Consider the following 20014-nt stretch of genomic DNA (forward strand, 5'->3'; position numbering starts at 1 on the left):
CTTGGATGAATAATAAGAGCGTAGACCATGAACGGGTCGGAAGGGGACGATAGAATGGTTAGAAAGTGGGGCAGCATCAGCCTGGCGACGACGCTCGTCGCGGCATTCGTCATGGCGGGGTGCTCGAACGGCAATACCAAGAACGAGGGGGCCGCCAGCGCTTCGGCCTCGCCGTCGGCATCGGCTCCGGCTCCGGCATCCGCATCCGCCTCGGCGCCGGCATCGCCCGTGGACGCGGATCCGCTCGGCAAATACGAGCCCGGGATCGAGCTGACGACGATTCGCCATACGAACAGCGGTATGAAGTTCCTGAACGGAGATACGCTGGACGATAACATTTTCACCAAGGGCTATCAGGACGAGCTCGGCGTCAAGGTCACGAACAAATGGGTGGTCGACGACACGCAGTACGCGCAGAAACTGAACGTCTCGATCGTCTCCGGCGACCTCCCCGACTTCTTCGAAGTCGACGCCAAGCAGTTCCAGACGCTCGCCGAGAGCGACTCGCTCGCCGATCTGACCGAGGCCTACGATCGGTACGCCTCCGAGCTGACCAAGAAGATCTGGGGCGACAAGAGCGAAGGCAAGCTGGATACCGCCATGTACAAGGGCAAGCTCATGGCGCTGCCGATCAACGGCGGGGGGCTGGACGATCCGGACTTCATCTGGATCCGCAAGGACTGGCTCGACAAGCTGGGCCTGCAGGGTCCCAAGACGATGGACGACGTCATGAACATCGCCGTTCAATTCGCCGCGAAGGACCCGGACGGCAACGGCAAGAACGACACGTACGGCCTTAATATGAACAAGAACATCTGGGACGGATACGCCGGCATCACGGGGTTCCTGAACGGCTACGGGGCGTATGCCTACAACCCGACCAACTCGCAGGGAACGTCGACGTTCTGGATCAAGGGCGCGGACGGCAGTCTCCAGTTCGCCGACATTCAGCCCGAGGTGAAGACGGCGCTCGGCAAGCTGCAGGAGCTGTTCAAGCAGAAGGCGATCAGTCCGGAATGGGCGACGATGGACGGCACCAAGGCGGCCGAGTTCGAGACGAGCGGCAAGGTCGGCATGCACTTCGGTCAATTCTGGAACGCCAACTGGCCGCTGCAGGACATGAAGAAGCTGAATCCGAAGGCGGACTGGGCGATCTACCCGCTCGTGTCGGCGGACGGCAGCGCGGCCAAGGTCCAGTCGATCGGGTACCGCCCGTCGCGCTACATCGTCGTGAACAGCAAGCTCAAGACGCCCGAGGCGGTCATCAAGCTGCTTAACTTCTTCATGGAGAAGAACTACGGCGCGACGAGAGACGAGAACTATCACATCGTGACTCAGGGCGAAGAGCAGGTTAATACGTTCCCTTATGCGGCCATTATCGGCTCATACTCCGATACGAACCAGAACGATTACGCAGCCGTGACAGAAGCGATCAAGAACGGCGATCCGAGCGGACTGAACCCGACGGCCAAGGGTTACTACGACAACCTCCTAAGCTACAAGAGCGGCGAGATGAGCATGTGGTGGGTCGACAAGACGTTCGGCCGACAATCCGCGTTCGAAGCGATGGCCCAATACAAGAGCGACATGAACAACTACGTGTTCAATGAATTCTACGGCTCTCCCACAGCCACGATGGTCGAGCGCGGCAGCACCCTGAAGGATCTCGAAGCGACGGTATTCACGAAGATCATCATGGGCGCGGCGCCGCTGGACGACTTCGACCGGTTCGTGGCGGATTGGAAATCGCAGGGCGGCGATCAGATCACGCAAGAAGTCAACGCCTGGGCGCAAGCCACCCATTAATCGGCATCGTCATGCGGGAGGGGAGCGGACTGTTGCCGCTCTCCTTCTTCCATTCGACGCGAAGGAGGGAACATCATGCGCATCCCGCAGAGAGTCCGGGAGCTGCCGCTTCACCTGATGCTGCTGCCGGGGCTGCTGTTCGTGCTCGTATTCAGCTATGGACCGATGGTGGGCATCGCGATGGCCTTTCAGAAATTTTCCGTGACCAAGGGATTGTTCGGCTCGGACTGGATCGGGATGGACAACTTCCGCTACGTCTTCTCCTTGCCGAATACGGCGGGCGTTATCCGCAATACGATCCTGATCGCGGTCATGAAGATGGTCGCCGGCCTGATCGCTCCGATCGCGATGTCGCTCCTGCTTAATGAAGTGCGCCTCAGGTCGTTCAAGCGGATCGTCCAGACGGTCGTCTATCTGCCCCACTTTCTGTCCTGGGTCATCCTGTCCGGCATCCTGCTGGACGTCCTGTCTCCGACGAGCGGCCTGCTGAACGACGCGCTGGCCTCCGTCGGCATTCCTAGAGTGAACTTCCTCGGGAACGAGCGCTGGTTCCCGTTCGTCCTCGTCGGGACCGACGTGTGGAAAGAATTCGGCTTCGGCACGATCGTCTATCTCGCGGCCCTGACCGGGATCAATCCGGCGCTGTACGAAGCGGCCGTCATGGACGGCGCGAGCCGCTGGCAGCAGACGCTGCGCATCACGCTGCCCGGCATCCTGCCGGTCGTCGTGCTGATGTCGACGCTCAGCCTGGGCAATATCCTGAACGCGGGCTTCGACCAGGTGTTCAACCTGTACGGCCCCGTCGTCTATTCCACCGGCGATATCCTCGATACGTACGTATACCGGCTCGGCCTCGTCGACTTCCAGTTCGGCGTCGCGACGGCGGTCGGGCTGTTCAAGTCCGCGGTCTCGCTGCTGCTGATCGCCTCGTCCTACGGGCTCGCGTATCGCTTTGCCAACTATCGCATCTTCTGACCTTATCGATCGTCAAGACTTACCGACCCTCTAGACTTACCGACCCTCTAGACCGATACTCAAGCGAAAGGGGGATGCCCCGCATGGTCGTATCTCGTACGGGATCCGGCAGAATCGCCAGCTTCCTCATCTATGCGGCGCTCGCCTTGATCGCGATCGTCTGCCTGCTGCCTCTGCTCAACGTCCTGGCCGTCTCGCTGAGCGGGAGCCAATATGCCACGGCGGGAGAGGTCAAGCTGTGGCCGATCGGGTTCACGCTCAGTCCCTACCGGTTCGTCATCGAGAAGCCCGAGTTTCTGCGTTCCATGGGCATCTCGCTCGAGCGCGTCGCGCTCGGCGGGCTGCTGAACCTGGCGCTGACGGTCCTGACGGCTTACCCGCTCGCCAAGGAACGGGGCCAGTTCCGCTACCGCAGCGTCTATGTATGGGTGTTCGTGTTCACCATGCTGTTCAGCGGCGGCCTCATTCCTTCGTACATTCTCATCAAGGAGCTGCACATGCTCGATTCGATATGGGCGCTCATCCTGCCCGGCGCGCTGCCGGTATTCAACGTCATCCTGCTGCTCAACTTCTTCCGGTCGCTGCCCAAGGAGCTGTCGGAAGCGGCGCATATGGACGGTGCCGGCCATTGGAAAATACTATGGAAGCTGTACGTGCCGCTGTCGGCTCCCGCGCTGGCGACGATCTCGCTGTTCACCATCGTCGGGCACTGGAACGCTTGGTTCGACGGCCTGATCTACATGAATTCGCCGCAGCATTATCCGCTGTCGAGCTATCTGCAGACCGTCATCGTCAATCGCGACCTGAACAGCCTGAACCTGTCGCAGGACATGCAGGTGCTGCGCGACCTGTCGGACCGGACGGTGAAGGCGGCTCAGATCTTCCTCGGCGCGCTGCCGATCCTCGCGGTGTACCCGTTCCTGCAGCGGTTTTTTATGACCGGCATCGTGATGGGAAGCGTCAAGGAGTAGACCCTTTTCAAGACCCTTTTCGAAGGGTCTTTTTTCATTTTGGCATAAGATCGCACCGATCATGGTGAGCTGTTTCTCTTCTATTCGTTCTGGATACACTTTAAAGAGAAGCACTGTAACGATCAAATCCGAATACTTACGGGGTATGATTTATGGATTCAGCTCGATTCTCTTACGCTGGCCGCAATGCGTGGTCAGGTTTGTTGGTTGGCATCGCCATAGCCGCTTTTATAGATGAAGCCGTATTTCATCAGATCCTGCATTGGCACCATTTCTACGACAAGTCCACCACGGAGGTCGGGCTGGTTTCGGACGGTCTTTTCCATGCCTTTAGCTGGTTCGCGACAGTCGGGGGCTTGTTTATGCGGGCCGATCTTCGCCGGCGGCATGCGCTATGGCCGATGAGGTGGTGGGGAAACGTGCTGATCGGATCGGGCGGTTTCCAGTTATACGACGGGACTATCCAGCACAAAGCCATGCGGCTTCACCAAATCCGGTATGTTGAACATGTATTTATCTACGATCTGATATGGAACGTCGCGGCTGCTCTGATGATCGTTATCGGTCTCGCCCTTGTCGTGCGCGCACGAGTTCCTTCGCGGGTCAAGAAAGCCGGCACCCCATGAACCATGATCATATGGATTACGGTCAAGCGATTCCTTGGGAAGGGTTGCTTGTCCTATTAAGCGTGGCCGCGATAGGTATGTATATAGGCGCCGCCATCGCCTCCAACCGTCGCAAGCACCTCCGTCCGTGGCCGTTGCATCGCTGCGTCTTATGGGCAAGCGGCGTTCTTTGCGCTGCTGCGGCCCTGACCGGGCCCTTGGCGGATCGCGCGCCTAGCGATTTTGCGGCGCATATGGCCGGTCATCTGCTGCTAGGCATGCTTGCTCCGCTCCTGCTCATACTTGCCGCGCCTACGACGCTCGCATTGCGAATACTTCGGGCGCCTACGGCCCGTCGGCTCGCGCGTGCGCTGAAAAGCTGGCCGGTACGCATCCCCAGTCACCCAATCGTCGCGTCCCTCCTCAACATCGGAGGGCTGTGGCTTCTCTATACGACCGATCTATACGCGGCGATGCAGCAGAACATGTTCTTGCATCTGCTGGTGCACTTCCATGTCTTGCTGTCGGGATATTTATTTACGTTATCCATGATCTATATCGATCCGGCCCCTCACCGATATAGCTTCGTCTATCGCGCGACCGTGTTCGTGATCGCGCTCGCCGGCCACGGGATTCTGTCCAAGTACCTGTATGCCGAGCCGCCCCCCGGCGTGCCTCAAGCGCAGGCCGAGGCCGGCAGCATGCTCATGTATTACGGAGGCGACGCGATCGACGCGGTGCTGATCTTTATACTTTGTTGGCAGTGGTATAAAGCGGCCCGCTACTTTAATTCAAAGACCATCAAGTCCCGGCCCACCGAGATCGGACCGTCGTAAATATCGGCCATCCCCTCGATGTACGCCTCTTCCGCCTCCGGATTCGCCGCCGGCGGCGGTATGTGATGCGTGAGCACGAGATGCTTGACACCCGCCCGCTGCGCGATGCCCGCCGCCTCCAGCGTCGTCGTATGATACTTCGCGGGGTTCGACAGCGCCTTCTCGTGCTGCGGATTCTGCGCGATCAGGGCGTCCAGCCACGGCTTGTTGTACGCTTCGTGGACGAGCAGATCCACACCGGCCGCGTGCCGCTCCATACTGGCCACCGGGATCGTATCGCCCGAGATCACGGCCGTCTTGCCGTTGTACTCGAACTTATAAGCGATCGCCGGATAGACCGGGCGATGATCGACTTCGAAGGCGGTGATCCGGATGCCGTCCCGGTCGTAGACGACGCCTTCGTTGCACTCCGTATACTCGATCCGCGAGCCCGCTTCATCCGACAGGTTGTAGCTGATCCTGAGCTTGACGTCGAACTCGAAGGACTCCCGCATTTTGCCGATGATCGCCTTCGTCGTCTCCGGTCCGTATACTTGCATGGGCACCGAGCGGCCTTCGAAGACCCGCTCCGCGGTAATATGCGTGCGCCAGCTCGTGATGAACACGTCGAAGAATCCGCCGTTGTGATCGTAGTGGTGATGGGTGAACAGGACATCGGATATCCGCTGCGGCATGATGCCCGCTCGGATCAGTTGATCCACCGCCGCGCCCCCGCAATCGACGAGGAACGCCTTGTCTCCCGCGAGCACCACGGCGCCGGGCTTCGCCCGCCCATAGAAGGCGCGGGGAGAACCCGTGCCGAGCAGCACGACGGTGAGATCGGGGTGGTAGTCTGGCCGCAGATTCTCTTGGGGCTGGATATGCATCGTAGTCATCGCTGTCATCCCTCTCCTCTTCGGTTTATTTGCCTTCCTGCGTCTCCTTGAGCAGCGACAGATCGTACAGACCGGTCAGATCCAAGCCGCCATCTCCGACGTCCTTGATGTAGCCTGCATCGACCGCGACCTGGGCCATGACCTGCAGGGCGTCTTGGTCGATCGTCGTCGTCAGGCTGAGATGCGACAGCGCGGCCTTGACCAACTCGGCGTCGAGGCCCTTGCCCGTCAGCTCCTTCAACTCGTCGCTGACGAGCGCGTACGTGTCGTCCGGGCTATCCTTGATGAACTGGATGGCGTCCTCGTTGGCGAGCAGCACGGACTTGGCCAGATCCCGATGATCCTTCAGGAAGCCGTCGCCGGAGACGATGATCGTGAGCGGATAATTCCCCTTGTTGGGCGGAACCTGATCCCAGTCGACGGCGATCTCGCCGATGCCTTCGTTCGCGATCTGCGTCCCCCACGGCTCCGGCAGCAGCGCCGCGTCGACCTGGCCTTGCTTCATGGCCGTCAGCGTATCCGCCGGCGCCATCGCGATGAGCTGCACCCCGCTCTTGTCCGTCGTCACCTGGAGGCCCTGCTCCTGTAGCAGCAGGCGAAGAGAGATCTCGTTGGTGCTCCCCTTGGTCGGGATGGCGACCAGCTTGCCCTGCAGGTCCTTGACGCCCGTCACGCCTGCACCCTTCCTCGCCACGAGCACGGCGCCGCCGTTGTTCGCGCCGGACAGAATCTTGATGTTCTTGCTCCTGACGTATTGGTTGATGACCGGGCTGGGCCCGACGTAGCCGATGTCGATCTCGCCGGTCGCCATCGCGGTCGAGAAGTCGGAGCCGTTGTTGAAGCCCTGTACTTCGATCTTCACATTCGGGCCGAGTCGGTCCTGCAGATAGCCCTTCTTGATCGCGACGAAGGCCGGCGCATGGGTTACGTTCTTGAGCAGGCCGATCTTCACCGTGATCGGGTCGGCCGACTTGGAGCCATCGCCGCTACCGGAGCCGGAGGAGCCGCATGCGGACAGCAGCGCCAGCATCATGATCATTACAAGACTCGAATAAGCCGCTTTTTTGAACATCGATTTTTCCCCTTTTCCTAATTCGCTTTTTTCCTGTTTAATGCTTACGTTTTGGCCGTATTCAGACCGTACTGGATCAAGATCCGGTCCTCAATGCGCTTGAAGACGAGGTGGTCGGAGATCGTGCCGAGGATCGCGATCACGAGCACGATGCAGAGCATGAGCGAGGTGTCGCCGAGGCTGCGCCCCTCCTCCAGCAACTGCCCCAGCCCGACGCCGCGCGCGATGAGCTCGCCGGAGACGAGCGCCCGCCAGGCGAATGCCCAGGCCATGCGCATGCCCGTGATGAGTTGCGGGATGGCGGCGGGGACCATCACTTGGTAGAAGAGCCGGAAGCCGCGGCCTGTCCCGAACATCTGCGCCGACTTCAGATAGATCGGCGGAATGTTCTTGATCCCGCTCCGGCTCGCGATCGTCATCGTCCACGTCGCCCCGATCGTCGTGATAAATACGACGGCGAAGTCGTTCAGCCCGAACCAGATGATGGCGAATGGCAGCCAGGCGATGCTCGGCACCGTCTGCAGCGCCACGACGACAAAACCGAACGTCTCGTCGAGCAGCCGGCTGCGGGCAAAGAGGACGCCGAGCGTCATGCCGATGGCGCACGAGAGGGCGAACGCGACGAGGATGCGCCGCAAGCTGCCCAGCGTCGCGCCTAGCAGCTGCCCGTTCGCCATCCCGTCGTAGAACGTCTGCAGCGTCTGCAGCGCCGAAGGGAAGCGCCAGCCCCAATGCATCGTTCTATATGCCGTCTCCCAGATTATGAGCAGCAGAAGGAGAAAGAGGGCTTTTCTCCAAAGTGTAGTCATCGCCGTATTCCTCCTTCGCCACCTTCTCCAGCTCGGCGGCCAACGTATCCATGATCTGACTCTCGATATAGTGCAGCACCGAATCCCCAGGCTCCCGCGGCCGGGCCGCCTGTACGCGGAACTCCTTCTTGATCCGTCCCGGCCGGGTGGACATGACGAGCACCCGCTCCGACAGGGTGACCGCCTCCCGGATGTTGTGCGTGATGAACAGGATGGTCTTCCGCGTGCCGAGCCAGATCTGCTCCAGTTCCTTGTGCAGCAGCAGCCTCGTCTGCTCGTCCAGCGCGGCGAACGGCTCATCCATGAGCAGAATCTCCGGGTCCATGACGAGCGCCCGCGCGATCGCCACCCGCTGCTTCATCCCGCCCGACAGCTCGTGGGGATAGCGGTCCGCGAATTTGCCCAGATGGACGGCCCGGATCTGCTCCATGGCCCGTTCGCGGCGCTCCTTTTTCTTGATCCCCTTCTGCTTGAGGCCGAATGCGACGTTCTCCAGCACCGTTAGCCAAGGATACAGGGCATGATCCTGGAACACGACGATCCGGTCGGGCCCGGGGGCCGTGACTTCCTTGCCGTTCGCTTCGACGCGTCCCCGATCCGCCCGCTCCAGCCCCGCCACCAGGTTAAGCAGCGTGGACTTGCCGCAGCCGGAAGGACCGAGGATGGAGACGAACTCGCCCTTCCCGATCTCGAAGGCGATGTCATCCAACGCGGTGTAGCCCGGTCCGCCCCGCTGCGCGAACGTCTTGCCGACTCCTTCTAACCGGATCATGCTCCGACACCCCCATGCTTTCCCTATCGTTAGACGCGCTGCTGGAACGCGTCGGTATCGAGAATAACCACCGTCTTCTTCTCATAGCGAACGATGCCTTCGTCCCGCCAGCGGCCCAGGGTCTCCGTCACCGTCTGCCTGCTGCAGCCGATGACATAGGAGATCTCCTCATGGCTGATCGGGAGCGTGACGACCGTCTCCCGCCCCGCGCGAACGCCGAGCTGCAGCAATAGTTGAGCCAACCTCCAGGCCACCGGCCGCGAGATGAGCGTCTCCACGTACCGCTGCGTCTGCAGCAGACGCCGGGCGTTGGCCACCGTCAGTGCGTAGAGGGCATCCGGATGCCTCTTGAGCAGGTCGGTGAACGAGGAGGCCGGTATCGAGAGAATGCGGCTGTCCGCGATGCATCGCGCATAGCGCTGCCGCTTCTGCCCCGTCAGTACCTCGGCGGCGCCGAACACCTCGCCCTTGTGGCGCAGGAACAAGGTGATGCTCTGGCCCTCCTGCGCGAACTGCGAGATCTTCACCAGTCCGTCCTGGACGAAGTAGATCTCCTGGCTCTCTTCCTCGCTCCTGAAAACGAAGGCGTTCTTCTTCAAGTCGCGGGCCGCACCGAACGCCTCGAAGAGCTTCGCTAACGCGAGCTGCTCGGCTTCGCCGTTATCCGGTACGGCCCCTTCTGAATAGGGGGACATGCCCTCTTGGTGCATCGTCGATGTGCCCCTCTCTGGCCGTAGATCAATCCTTAGTTTGCTTATCGGTATTTATGATTATAGATCAACGTTTCAGGCAAAAACAGTCGGCTACCCGACAAAATATCGGGCTAAATCTTGGTTTATTTGCGGGAGGCGGCCGCGAGGACAAAAATAAGGCTGCCCCCAAGGCCGACAGGGCCTTGGAGACAACCAATGTGAAGGATAGAACATTAATCTACTTTAACGGCCGCGATATGAAGCTCGATCTTCACTTCATTACCGACGAGAATACCGTCTGTTTCCAGCGGCGAGTTGGACGTCAAGCCGAATTCATTGCGTAGGCAGCGTTTTATTATTTGTCGCTGCGGTTCTGGAGCTTCCGCGGGTCAACCTGGTTGTCCAGCAGGAGCGGCGTCTTCGCTCCGCGCGCGATCTGTTCCCAGGCGACCATCTTGAAGTTCTGGTTGAGCTCTTTGCCGCCGTTCATATTGGCGTCGTCCTGGGCGATGAACGCGCCGTAGGGGTATTGTTCGCCCAGCCCGAATCCCAGCACGTCGATGCCATCCGTGACCGAGGTTCCGTCGATCGACGGGCCGTCCGCGATCTTGAAGCTGGCGATGTAGGCATTGTCGCCTTCGCGGTCATAGACCGCATAGCTGTCGCTGCCTTGGCTGGATGCGATCAAGTAGCCGCGGCCGTCCGCGCCGTAGTAGATCGTCAGCCCCTCGATATCGTCCTGCAGCCGGCGGCCGTCCGCTACGTCCACCGTGGACAGCGGATTCGCCCCCCCATCCGGCTCGGCATCGTATTTATAGACCGCGTAGTCCTCTTCCGCAATATACATCAGGCCGTATTCGTCATCCGCCACCAAGCCTTCGGATTGCGTAGCGAGCTTGAATTCGCGCACCAGCTTGCCTGCGATTTTCCCTTTTCCGTTATCGGTCAGCTCATACTGCTCGAACTCGCCGTCCTTGCCCAGCACCAGCGCATAGAACTTGTCCGTCCGCAGGCTGTGATACAGGCTGAATCCGTACACTTCCCCCATCTTGGACTTGATCGGCTCCGCCACGATGTCGGCGAGCCCGCCGGTCGCTCCGTCGATCGCGAAGATGTCGACCGTGTTCGTGGAGCGGTTGGTCGCGCCGACGATATCGACTTTGTTGCCGCCGAGCGTGAAGCCATAACGCACGTCGATGTTATTCATTTTGCCGACCTTGTAGTTCTGGAGCTCTTTGCCGTTCAGATCGTAGACGAGGACGCCGCCGCCCTTGTTGGTTGCGATGATCTTCGACTGGGCGGCATTATTCGGATCGAGCCAGATCGCCGGGTCGTCGGCCGCATCCTCGCCGTCCTCCACGGCGGCCGTCTCCGCCCGGGCGGTAACCGAATAAGGGAGGATGGCATCCGCCGGATCGGCGAACTTGGCATTCTCCGCGAGGATGTCCTGCAGGAGCTTGGAGGGGATGTACATCTTGCCGCCGACGATCTTGACCTCGTCCGTCAGCTCGCCCGCCTTGCCTGCCAGACGGTACGCCTTCTCGCCTGTCGTGAAGGTGCCCGCGAGTCCGTTCTTCAGCTTGACCAAAGCGGATTTATCGTCGCTGTCCCAGGTGATCGAAGCGCCGATCTGCTCCATCTGCGTGCGCAGCGGCTCATATCCTTGCAGCGCCGAAGCGGATGCTGCGCGAGCGGACGATGCGGCCGGGAGTACCGCGCCGGCGATGAGCAGCGCAGCCAGTGTCGTTTTCCAGGTAATCATACGGATCATGTTCCTCTCCATCGTTGATTGGCTTCAATATATAAAATGGAGGTAAGAGCGGGATTAAATAGAGACGCGCCTTGTGTAAAATGATTCAGCTTAAATAAAAGAGGATTGTTAATGAAGAATTCATATTTTATTGTTTAGATATGGCAGGTGAGGAGCGCGCTTCGGTCCGACGAACACTCGCATTCAAAAGGAGACGTACCATGGAATTATTTTTTACGATCTTAATTCTGCTCGCGCTGGTCGGCGTATCCAACGTCTTGAGCGGCCATTTCCCGCTCGTCCCCGTGCCGCTTATGCAGATCGCGCTCGGCATGCTCGTCGCCGCCGTTCCGTCCGGCCTGCATATGCATCTCGAGCCGGAGCTGTTCTTCGTGCTGTTCATCGCCCCGCTGCTGTATAACGACGGCAAGCACGCGTCGAGGACCGAGCTATGGAAGCTGCGCGTCCCGATTCTCCTGCTTGCCGTCGGTTTGGTCTTCGCGACCGTATTCCTGATCGGCTACGCCATCCACTGGATGATCCCGTCTATTCCGCTGCCCGTCGCGTTCGGCCTCGCGGCCATCCTGTCGCCGACGGATGCCGTCGCAGTCGGCAGCCTGGCTGGCCGGATCCGGCTGCCGAACAGCCTCACGCATCTGCTCGAGGGCGAGGCGCTTATGAACGACGCTTCAGGCCTCGTCGCATTCAAATTCGCGATCGCCGCCGCGCTCACCGGCAGCTTCTCGCTGGCGCAAGCAAGCGTCAGCTTCGTCTTCATCGCGCTTGGAGGCATCGCGGTCGGCGCGGTCACGGCGCTGCTCGTCTCCGGCATCCGGGTATGGCTGCGCAGGTCGGGTCTCGAGGATGAGACGATGCACATGCTCGTTCACCTCTTGACGCCGTTCGCGCTTTACATCATCGCAGAGCAGCTCGGCGTATCCGGTATCTTGGCCGCGGTCGCCGGCGGCGTCGTGCACGCGATCGAACGCGACCGGATCTCGAGCATCAAGCCGTTGTCCAATGAGCTGTCCGACAATACCTGGTCCGTCATCGTCTTCATTCTGAACGGGCTCGTTTTCGTCATTCTCGGACTGCAGCTGCCGAGCGTGTTCGGCGACGTGTTCAAGGAGCCCACGCTGAACAACGGAGAGGTGATCGCTTATGCGGTCCTCATCTTCCTCATGCTCCTCGTCCTGCGCTTTATATGGGCCTACGCCTTCTCTCGGGGCGGCCGCTGGATCGGCAAGAAGACGGAGCCCAACGTCAGGATCAAGTTCAAGATGCTCGCGATGACCGCCCTGTCGGGCGTGCGCGGAGCGGTGACGCTCGCCGGCGCCTTCTCGATCCCGCTGCTGCTCGACAACGGGGCGCCGTTCCCTGAACGAAGCCTTGTCATCTTTCTGTCGGCGGTGGTCATCTTGCTCTCGCTCGTCTCCGCGAGCGCGCTCTTGCCGCTGTTCGCGCAGCAGCCCGCCGAGGACAAAGCGGCGGAGCGCGCGGCCGCCGAGCGCAAAGGAGAACGGCTACTCATGGGCGCGGCCATACGCGCGGTCCACTCCGCGACGACCGAGGACAACGAGGTCGAGTCGGCGTCCGTCATCGCCGAATACGAACGCTGGCGCAGAGACCCGAAGGTCGACATGCGTCGAATGCAGCTCGGCAAGAACGACTTGGAAGAGCGGGAAATGCGGCTCAGGGCGATCGACGAGGAGCGGCGCACGGTGAACATGCTGCTGCGGGAAGACCGCATCACCGAGACGCAAGCTTCCCTGTTCCAAAGCAATCTGGAGCAGATGTCGATGGTCTTGTCCGCGCGCACAAACCTGTTCAAGCTGCTGGCGAAATTCTGGCTGCAGGAGCTCAAAGCGTTATTGACCAAGCAGGAGTCCCGCTTCAAGGCGATGCGCGACTTATCGGCGTCGGATCGGGAAGCGATCCGCGGCGTAAAAGTGCAAACCTGCGAAGCGGCGCTGTCCTCCCTCCGTTCGGAGCGCATATGCGACGCCAGGGCAGCCGTAATCGGTCAATACGAACACTTGCTGTCCAGACTGACGGCTCCTTACTCGTTCGGCAAGCCTCCGGAGGGCGATGAAGAAGTACGGCGCGACCTGCAGTGGATCGCCATTCAGGCGGAGCGGGATGAAGTGCAATCGCTGTTCGAGCGCAATGAAATCACGCGCGACGTCGCGAACAAACTGCGCCGGACGATTCGGACGCGCGAAGCGACGCTGTTGAGCGAGGTCCTGGACTGAGAACGGCGCAGCCGTGCAGGCGACTCCGCGCGCGAACGCCTCCGGGCGTCTGATGAAGCAGCTGCCTTTTATGCTCACTACTACTTTTCTACTACCCGTGGATACTACCGCCCCCCATTGCCAAATGATAGATTGAAGAAGTTCAGGATGATGCGTCTGCAGAACGAATGATGGGGAACAGGCGACAATAGGGAGGAAAAGAAGATGAGCTTACATGGAAAAGTGGCTTTTATCTCGGGAGGCGCCCGGGGGATCGGAGCGGCAGCGGCACTTGCGCTGGCCAAGCAGGGAGCCAGCGTAGCCGTTAATTATATTCAGCAGGAGGATTCCGCCCAGGCGATCGTGGACCGTATACGCAATGCCGGGGGAAAAGCGGAGCTGGCAAGAGCGGATGTGCGCGATCCCGGCCAGGTGAGCGACGCCATCGCGCGGGTCCGGGCAACGCTTGGCGACATTGATATATTGGTAAGCAATGCGAATATGTCTTTCGTGATCAAGCCGTTGATCGAGATGCAATGGGAGGAACTCGCCCAAAAGCTGAATGATGAGATGAAAGCAACGTTTACGTTGACACAAGCGGTTCTGCCTGCTATGATTTCCCGAAAAAGTGGAAGAATTATCTATATTTCCAGCAGTGCGGCAGAGGTCGCGACGCCTTACTTCACTGCTCACGGCTCGGCAAAAGCAGCGCTTAACGCCTTTGCCAAGTATGTTGCGCTTGAGCATGCACCTTATGGCATTACGGCGAATGTCGTAGCCCCGGGGCTTGTCGAGACGGATGCCTCGCGTTATACGCCCGACACGATCAAGCAGCAGATTGCGGCCATGACGCCGCTGCAGCGGGTGGCGCAGCCGGATGACATCTCCGGAGCGATCGCATTTCTGGCCAGCGAGGAGAGCCGGTTCATCACGGGGACTTGCACGAATGTGAACGGCGGGTTGATGATGGCGTAGACGGGCGTCGCGGCGACGGTATTCAGAAGAGGAAGGGTGCGATTCGGAGGCATGCTGAAGGGTACGGGAGGTGAGCAAGACGGCGGTGAACGGTTCGTTAACGAGATCGACCAGATTGAACGGCACTATCTGGTCGGCAGACAGAAGGAGACCCATTTCTTTTGCGAACAGCTGGCAGAGAAGAGGCACCGGGGACGTATCCTCAACATCTACGGCACGGGCGGCGTGGGAAAAAGCTACCTTCTGGACGAATTCCGCCGGATTGTCCATCAAGCCGGGGCGAGGTTCCTGCTGCTCGACAGCAGAGATTTCCCGCATACGCCGCAAGACTTTTGTCTCCATCTGCTGCGGCTGCTTCGCCGCAACCCGACCATGGAAGATCAGATGTACAATCTTCAATGGCTGCTGGAGCTATGTCAGGAGGCGATTCAGCAAGAATCCGAGCCAGGCGGAGTCATCCTCGCTTTGGATACGTTCGAGGAGCTGGGAGAGCTGGAATACTGGTTCCGCGAGGTATTCCTGGCACAGCTTCACTCCAAGGTTTTCGTTATTATATCCGGACGTTATCCGGTTCAAGGCGCATGGCTGTCCTCCCCCGCGTGGCGCCAGTTGATCAGTCATATGCCGATCGGAGATCTGGACTATTTCTCGGTCAAGGAGTATTTGAGCCGGTCCGGCTTCAAGGCGGAAGACGATATTCACGAGATCTGGCGCAAGACCAAGGGACATCCGTTGACATTGTCCCTGCTCGTGTCCACGACAATGTCCCATGCGGTGCGGCCAATGGCGCTTGATGAAGATAACGGCGTGTTCGCGCAGGTCGTGCAAGCTTGGTTGAAGGAGCTTCCCGATCCGCAGCTTCGGGAGCTGGTTGAAGCTGCTGCGGTCATGCGGCATTTCAATCAGGAGCTCCTCTCCTGCGCAATCGGAAGACCGGTCCTGACGGAACAATTCCTGAAGCTGGTCGGACTTTCCTTTGTCCGCCGGGTCGATCGCGGCTGGCTTCTCCACGATCTGATGCGGGATGCGATCAACCACGAGCTGCAAGCGCGAGTGCCGGAGTACCATAGAGCCATTCGCAAGCGCTGTATCCTCTACTATTATGATCTGATCAAAGCGTCGGCACATAAGAAGTCGGTCGCCTGGGAGACTGCCGAGTGGTTCTATTATATAGGCGACCCGGCGATTCTCGCCTTCTTTTATCAGAATTCGGGGACGCACCAGTGGGAGCCGCTCAACGATGCCAACTGGTCCGAGGCGGAGCGGTATATCGAGAATAGACGCTTGTCGGCCAAGGAAGCGAAGATTACGTATACTCACCCGGATACTTCGGACCGATACGATTACGTGATTTCTGCCGAGGAAAATCTTTATACCTTGAAGCATATCGATCTTCACGAGCTTCACGAGCTGGACGCGAGCATCGTCAAGCTGATCCGGGACGGGCAAGGAAACCTGTCGGGGCTCTCGGCCATCGTGCCGATCAATGCCCATACGTTGGACTATCTGCGGACGCAGCCGCTATCCTCGGCTTATTTTACCGGATTGCCGGAGCAGAAGCTCAAAGAATTGAAGGTGCCCAAGGAGTCGAAGGCCGGGTACTTTGTGAAGACGATCGATATTCCCGACTTCGCCGATTTTTCCATGCGCGCGGCGGCTGGTTTGACCTTCATCGCGCATATCATTTCGGCCGGATACCTCGTGGCCGCACCTCCGGCCAATCCATTCTTCGCGGAGATCCACCAAGGTCTCGGCTGCCAGGTCGCCAAGCATGCGGTGCATTGCGACTATGACGGCATCACGCCGACGCCTTATTATGTTATTGATACGAGAGGGAATAAGCTGCACAGCTATATGAACAAAATTCTTGCGAGCTTCGGCATGCTGGACGATCGCAGAGATTCGCAAGAAAAGCTCGCCACGCTGACATCGCGCGAGAAGGAAGTCGTGGAGCTAATCATTAAAGGGTATAGCAATACGGAAATCGCGGATAAGCTTTATCTCAGCCAGGTAACCGTGAAGAAGCACTTGACGAATATTTTCAGGAAGCTGGACATGAAAAATAGGAGCCAGCTTGCATTTCTGATGGGAAAGCGCCATTTAGATACCGAGATCTAAGGTTACGCAGCGAATAAGAATCTCCTATTTATCCATCGACTCGTCCTCCCCTTCTCAAGCGCAAAAAAAGGTTGTCCCGAAGGCCGGATAGGCCTTAAAGACAACCAAATAGAGCAGTAATATAATGGTTTATACGCTTCTAAACGCGACCGTACCGGCATTCACGCTGCGATTGACGCGCAAGGCGTTATCCGGCGAATTCAGCCGCGCACCCCACTGCAGCGTGTAGCGGAACTCGTAGAATCCGCCCAGCGTCGCCTTGAAGTTCGTCTCCCAGTAGTTCGTCAGCACCCAGGCGTACAAGGTAGACGCCGCGTCCTGCGCTTGACCCTGAACCTTCCGTTCGCCGAACGCGAGCGGCCCGGTCTGCATGAGCGGCGTATCCGGCGTGGCGATCGCCAGTCCCCCGGTCGGCGCGACCAGAGCCATGCCATCCTGAATGCAGTAGAAGTCGGTCAATGTGCCCGGGATCTGGTCGATACCCGGACGGACGGCCGCTCCAGACTTGTCGAGCCACAGCTCGCCGCTATCCTCCCGCACGAAGGGCAAGGACACGTAGACGTTCTCCGGCTCCCATACGCTGGTCTTGTGCATGCGAACGGAGACGTCGGCTCGCGGCTGGTCCTTGTACACCTTCAGGAACAGGGAGTAATGGCTCATCCCCTCGACCTGGTAGAGCAGCTCCACGACCGCGTACAACGGGCCGTTCGCGATCGATTTGACGCCGGACAGCGTGCCCGCGGAGCGCTGGACGTTCATGCCCTTCCGATTCCGGCCCATGATCCTCCTGACGGTCATCTGGTCGCCGTGCTCGCCTGCGGTCACTTCGTACACCGGCGTAAACGCGGCGTGCGCCTGCCTCGGATCGAGGAGCTCCTTGCCCGTCTGCTTGTCCACCCAGGAGACGATCCCGGCTCCGCTCTGCCAGGCGATCTTCACATAAGGCGACTCGATCCCGTTCTCGGTGACCTGGACGAGATCCTCTCCTTGCGCCAGCGGTACGAGATCCCGGATGTCGTGGATCCGGTCGGCGCCGACAAGCCGGGTGCTGCTCGTCGTACGCGCTTCAAGCCGAGCCGAGGCGTCGCGGATGAGGTAGCGCTTCTCCTCCCGCGCGCCCAGTTGGGCCAGGATCGCGATCTGGTAGCCTCTGCTCACCGTCTCCTGCTGATGCGGCACGATCTCGCCCGTGCGTTCGTCTACCACTTCCAGGCCGTTCCTGAAGTAGTCGGCCTCCCAGTTCTCTTCGAGGTAGAAGTAAGCCGCATCCGTTACCGGGTAATCGAAGGAATTGACGACGGTAAACGTGAACGCACGGCTCGCCCGCAGCAGCACGTCCCCGCGCGCCCGCAGCACGCGGTCGAGCGAACGCTGAACCAGGCGGCTCGCATGGGCGGCGTACGCCTCTTTTCGGACGCCCAGCTCCTGCACCATCGGATGCCAGGGCTCTGAGATCGAGGAGTGGTAGCCCCACGTATGCTCGGCGTACATGATCAGCTGCAGCTTCGCTTCCTCGATGTCCGCCGTCTTGACGCTACGGCCGTCGGGATCGAGCCGCCCCACGACGGACAACGCGCGCTGGGCATTGCGGAAGATCTGCGTGTGCATGGCCGTGGAGGCGACGCCGTCCGACCACCAATCCGGCCAATCCCCGCTGTAGACCGGAATCGGTACATCCTGCTCCTTCACCAGGTCGAAGTAGCGATCCAGCGTGGTCATCTCCAGCTCGATCTTATCGCCGTGCTTGGCATTCCACTCCTGGATGAAGCTCATGATGCGGCCGTTCGGAGCGGCGTTGTCGCGCAGGAGGCCCGAGACGTTCACCAGGGTGAAGTCGTACGGGTAGTCCTCCTTCTCCAGCTGCGCCAGGTACCGGCCGATCCTCGTCTCGGCGATCCGCCAGTGATCCTCGGCGATCCCCCGGATCGGCGTCTCGTCGCGGATGGAATAAGAGAACGTGCCGTCGGGATTGATGCCGAGATCGTTGCCGATCATATAGTGCTCGCCGTTCCAGACGAGCAGTCGGTTGCCCTTGGGGGTCTCCCAGTAGAACGGGAACTGCTTGCGCCCGATCGCGAACATGCCGTGATGGGTGTGAATGCAGCTCAGCAGATGCTCGATGCCGGCGTCCGCCATCGCTTGCGCGTAGCCCCAGCTATAGCCGTTGATATCCGCCGTCATCGCCGACCGGACGCGCAGGCCATGGGGCTCGGCGAACTTCCCGGCTCTGGCGACCATCTCGGCGAGGAGCTCGTAGCCGATCAGCTCTGTCATATTCAGGTACGTGCCCGACAGATCGATGTCGCCTCTGCGCAGCGCCTGCACGAAGCGTTCTTTTTCGGCGTCCGTGGCTTCCTCGAGGAACTTCTCGACCGCCCAGAACGTCTCGCAGGTCCACTTGAAGCCCTTCCACTCGGGATGCGCGGCCGTATGGGAGGCTTCGCTGATCTCCAGCGCTTGGCGGATAAAGTCGACCTGATATTGCTCGATTTTTTCCTGTCTCTCCGTATAGCCGATATCCGTATGCGAATGGTGAATGACGTATATTTTCCACTTTCTCGTCGCGCTTGGCATCAACGTTCTCCCCCATTTAAGAAAGTCGTTCCTGTCATAAACCTGTATATGCCAAGCAGCGTGCCCGTCAGCGTGTCGCGGCTGACCCGAACCTCGGCGCGCGTTCCGGCATCCGCGAGCGCATGCCGGAACGCGGGCGCGAACAGATGCGCGCTCTTGGAGATCTGGCCGCCAAGCACGATCGCGTCGGGCCGGAATCGAAGGAGGGGCGGCGTCAGAATCTCCGCCATCCGCTCGCCGAAGCGATGGAACAGGCGCTGCGCCGCATCGTCCCCGCCGTCCGCCAGCGACGCCAGCTCCCGCACGTCCCACTTTGCGGCCTCGTAGCCAAACTGCGGGGCGAGCTGCAGCACGCCTCTCCGCGAGACGTAGTCGTCGGCCATCCCGTCCTGGTACGGCGTGGCGTACAGCCAGCCTTCGCTCGGCACGTCCGCGCGCGTCTTCACGAGACGCCCCGAATCCAAGAAGCACGAGCCGAGCCCCGTACCGATCGTCAGGCAGACGACGCGCTCCGCGCCCTCCGCCGCGCCGCCGGGGCCCGCCTCGCCTAGACCGAAGAGCGCGGCATCGTTCTCGAACGCGATGCGGAAGTGCGGCGCCAGCCGGCTGCTCGTCCGCTCGTCGGACCGCAGCGCCTCCGCGAGCATGCTGCCTATGGGCAGGCCGTAGAGGGCGTCGAACTTGCCGAGTCCGCGGATGCGGCTGACGCCCGCTTCGTAGTCGAACGGCCCGGGAAACGCGATGCCGAGCCCGTCCACGCCCGCATCCGCACCCGACTTGGACAGGATATCCGCGAAGATCGCCGCGAAGTGCCCGATCATCGCTCCGGCTGCCAGGTCGGCCCGGGACTCGTAATGTCCGACGCTGGATTCTGCCACTTTGCCGTCCACGACGGCCCCCGCCTTGATCTGCGTGCCTCCGACATCCAGCGCGATCACCACGGACTTTGACAT

General features: G+C 60.2%; 16 protein-coding genes. 8 read left to right on the forward strand and 8 right to left on the reverse strand.

The genetic code is table 11. The features are described from left to right. The first annotated feature begins 54 nt into the window (after positions 1-54). The 5 genes from PQG80_RS09410 to PQG80_RS09430 all read left to right on the forward strand — a co-directional run bounded on the left by PQG80_RS09410 (position 55) and on the right by PQG80_RS09430 (position 5193). On the forward strand, positions 55-1806 hold the full coding sequence (locus tag PQG80_RS09410) for an extracellular solute-binding protein (protein ID WP_271751038.1): 1752 nt from the start codon (positions 55-57) through the stop codon (positions 1804-1806). Between the two features lie 75 nt (positions 1807-1881). Further along, positions 1882-2781 carry an ABC transporter permease gene (locus PQG80_RS09415; RefSeq protein WP_271751039.1) on the forward strand — a complete coding sequence of 300 codons (900 nt, stop codon included), beginning with the start codon at positions 1882-1884 and terminating at the stop codon, positions 2779-2781. An 83-nt stretch (positions 2782-2864) separates the two neighbouring features. Further along, positions 2865-3752, forward strand: a complete 888-nt coding sequence (locus PQG80_RS09420) for a carbohydrate ABC transporter permease (protein WP_271751040.1) — start codon at positions 2865-2867, stop codon at positions 3750-3752. Between the two features lie 152 nt (positions 3753-3904). After that, positions 3905-4378: a DUF2243 domain-containing protein gene (locus PQG80_RS09425; RefSeq protein ID WP_271751041.1), complete on the forward strand. Its 474-nt coding sequence runs from the start codon at positions 3905-3907 to the stop codon at positions 4376-4378. After that, complete coding sequence (locus tag PQG80_RS09430) at positions 4375-5193, forward strand: cytochrome c oxidase assembly protein (RefSeq protein ID WP_271751042.1); 819 nt, start codon at positions 4375-4377, stop codon at positions 5191-5193. Before PQG80_RS09425 ends, PQG80_RS09430 begins: the two co-directional genes overlap by 4 nt. Here PQG80_RS09430 and PQG80_RS09435 read toward each other — a convergent pair. The 6 genes from PQG80_RS09435 to PQG80_RS09460 form a co-directional block, all read right to left on the reverse strand. Next, entirely contained in the window at positions 5139-6068 is a 930-nt protein-coding gene (locus PQG80_RS09435; protein WP_271751043.1) for an MBL fold metallo-hydrolase, read from the reverse strand. The two genes, PQG80_RS09430 and PQG80_RS09435, sit on opposite strands and share 55 nt — an antisense overlap. 25 nt (positions 6069-6093) lie before the next feature. Then, on the reverse strand, positions 6094-7140 hold the full coding sequence (locus PQG80_RS09440) for an ABC transporter substrate-binding protein (protein ID WP_271751044.1): 1047 nt from the start codon (positions 7138-7140) through the stop codon (positions 6094-6096). Positions 7141-7184: 44 nt separating this feature from the next. Further along, complete coding sequence (locus PQG80_RS09445) at positions 7185-7949, reverse strand: ABC transporter permease (protein ID WP_271751045.1); 765 nt, start codon at positions 7947-7949, stop codon at positions 7185-7187. Further along, entirely contained in the window at positions 7882-8721 is an 840-nt protein-coding gene (locus PQG80_RS09450) for an ABC transporter ATP-binding protein (protein ID WP_271751046.1), read from the reverse strand. The genes PQG80_RS09445 and PQG80_RS09450 overlap by 68 nt, the downstream gene beginning before the upstream one ends. A gap of 29 nt (positions 8722-8750) precedes the next feature. Beyond that, positions 8751-9431, reverse strand: a complete 681-nt coding sequence (locus tag PQG80_RS09455) for a Crp/Fnr family transcriptional regulator (protein ID WP_271751047.1) — start codon at positions 9429-9431, stop codon at positions 8751-8753. Between the two features lie 337 nt (positions 9432-9768). Further along, positions 9769-11184 (reverse strand): phytase, encoded by a 1416-nt coding sequence (locus PQG80_RS09460; protein ID WP_432432738.1) that lies wholly within the window; start codon positions 11182-11184, stop codon positions 9769-9771. A 200-nt stretch (positions 11185-11384) separates the two neighbouring features. Between PQG80_RS09460 and PQG80_RS09465 the strand changes: the two genes are divergently transcribed. The 3 genes from PQG80_RS09465 (at position 11385) to PQG80_RS09475 (ending at position 16487) form a co-directional block, all read left to right on the forward strand. Then, a complete protein-coding gene (locus PQG80_RS09465; RefSeq protein WP_271751048.1) occupies positions 11385-13415 on the forward strand; it encodes a Na+/H+ antiporter in 2031 nt (676 codons plus the stop codon). 204 nt (positions 13416-13619) lie between these two features. Then, positions 13620-14369, forward strand: coding sequence for an SDR family NAD(P)-dependent oxidoreductase (locus PQG80_RS09470; RefSeq protein WP_271751049.1), 750 nt, complete (start codon positions 13620-13622; stop codon positions 14367-14369). A gap of 51 nt (positions 14370-14420) precedes the next feature. Next, complete coding sequence (locus PQG80_RS09475) at positions 14421-16487, forward strand: helix-turn-helix transcriptional regulator (RefSeq protein ID WP_271751050.1); 2067 nt, start codon at positions 14421-14423, stop codon at positions 16485-16487. A gap of 129 nt (positions 16488-16616) precedes the next feature. On the opposite strand, the gene PQG80_RS09480 is transcribed toward PQG80_RS09475, so the two are convergent. Both PQG80_RS09480 and PQG80_RS09485 read right to left on the reverse strand, forming a co-directional pair. Further along, on the reverse strand, positions 16617-19061 hold the full coding sequence (locus PQG80_RS09480) for a glycoside hydrolase family 38 N-terminal domain-containing protein (RefSeq protein ID WP_271751051.1): 2445 nt from the start codon (positions 19059-19061) through the stop codon (positions 16617-16619). Beyond that, the gene (locus PQG80_RS09485) at positions 19061-20014 is read right to left on the reverse strand and encodes an ROK family protein (RefSeq protein WP_271751052.1); all 954 of its coding nucleotides are present in this window, start codon (positions 20012-20014) and stop codon (positions 19061-19063) included. The genes PQG80_RS09480 and PQG80_RS09485 overlap by 1 nt, the downstream gene beginning before the upstream one ends.

It is taken from the genome of Cohnella rhizoplanae (assembly GCF_948329515.1).
Taxonomy (GTDB): Bacteria; Bacillota; Bacilli; order Paenibacillales; family Paenibacillaceae; genus Cohnella; species Cohnella rhizoplanae.

Bases quoted from the DNA above. Each gene is read 5' to 3' on its own strand.
- PQG80_RS09410 (WP_271751038.1), top strand. From the start codon at position 55: ATGGTTAGAAAGTGGGGCAGCATCAGCCTGGCGACGACGCTCGTCGCG.
- PQG80_RS09415 (WP_271751039.1), top strand. From the start codon at position 1,882: ATGCGCATCCCGCAGAGAGTCCGGGAGCTGCCGCTTCACCTGATGCTG.
- PQG80_RS09420 (WP_271751040.1), top strand. From the start codon at position 2,865: ATGGTCGTATCTCGTACGGGATCCGGCAGAATCGCCAGCTTCCTCATC.
- PQG80_RS09425 (WP_271751041.1), top strand. From the start codon at position 3,905: ATGGATTCAGCTCGATTCTCTTACGCTGGCCGCAATGCGTGGTCAGGT.
- PQG80_RS09430 (WP_271751042.1), top strand. From the start codon at position 4,375: ATGAACCATGATCATATGGATTACGGTCAAGCGATTCCTTGGGAAGGG.
- PQG80_RS09435 (WP_271751043.1), bottom strand. From the start codon at position 6,068: ATGACTACGATGCATATCCAGCCCCAAGAGAATCTGCGGCCAGACTAC.
- PQG80_RS09440 (WP_271751044.1), bottom strand. From the start codon at position 7,140: ATGTTCAAAAAAGCGGCTTATTCGAGTCTTGTAATGATCATGATGCTG.
- PQG80_RS09445 (WP_271751045.1), bottom strand. From the start codon at position 7,949: ATGACTACACTTTGGAGAAAAGCCCTCTTTCTCCTTCTGCTGCTCATA.
- PQG80_RS09450 (WP_271751046.1), bottom strand. From the start codon at position 8,721: ATGATCCGGTTAGAAGGAGTCGGCAAGACGTTCGCGCAGCGGGGCGGA.
- PQG80_RS09455 (WP_271751047.1), bottom strand. From the start codon at position 9,431: ATGCACCAAGAGGGCATGTCCCCCTATTCAGAAGGGGCCGTACCGGAT.
- PQG80_RS09460 (WP_432432738.1), bottom strand. From the start codon at position 11,184: ATGATCCGTATGATTACCTGGAAAACGACACTGGCTGCGCTGCTCATC.
- PQG80_RS09465 (WP_271751048.1), top strand. From the start codon at position 11,385: ATGGAATTATTTTTTACGATCTTAATTCTGCTCGCGCTGGTCGGCGTA.
- PQG80_RS09470 (WP_271751049.1), top strand. From the start codon at position 13,620: ATGAGCTTACATGGAAAAGTGGCTTTTATCTCGGGAGGCGCCCGGGGG.
- PQG80_RS09475 (WP_271751050.1), top strand. From the start codon at position 14,421: ATGCTGAAGGGTACGGGAGGTGAGCAAGACGGCGGTGAACGGTTCGTT.
- PQG80_RS09480 (WP_271751051.1), bottom strand. From the start codon at position 19,061: ATGCCAAGCGCGACGAGAAAGTGGAAAATATACGTCATTCACCATTCG.
- PQG80_RS09485 (WP_271751052.1), bottom strand. From the start codon at position 20,014: ATGTCAAAGTCCGTGGTGATCGCGCTGGATGTCGGAGGCACGCAGATC.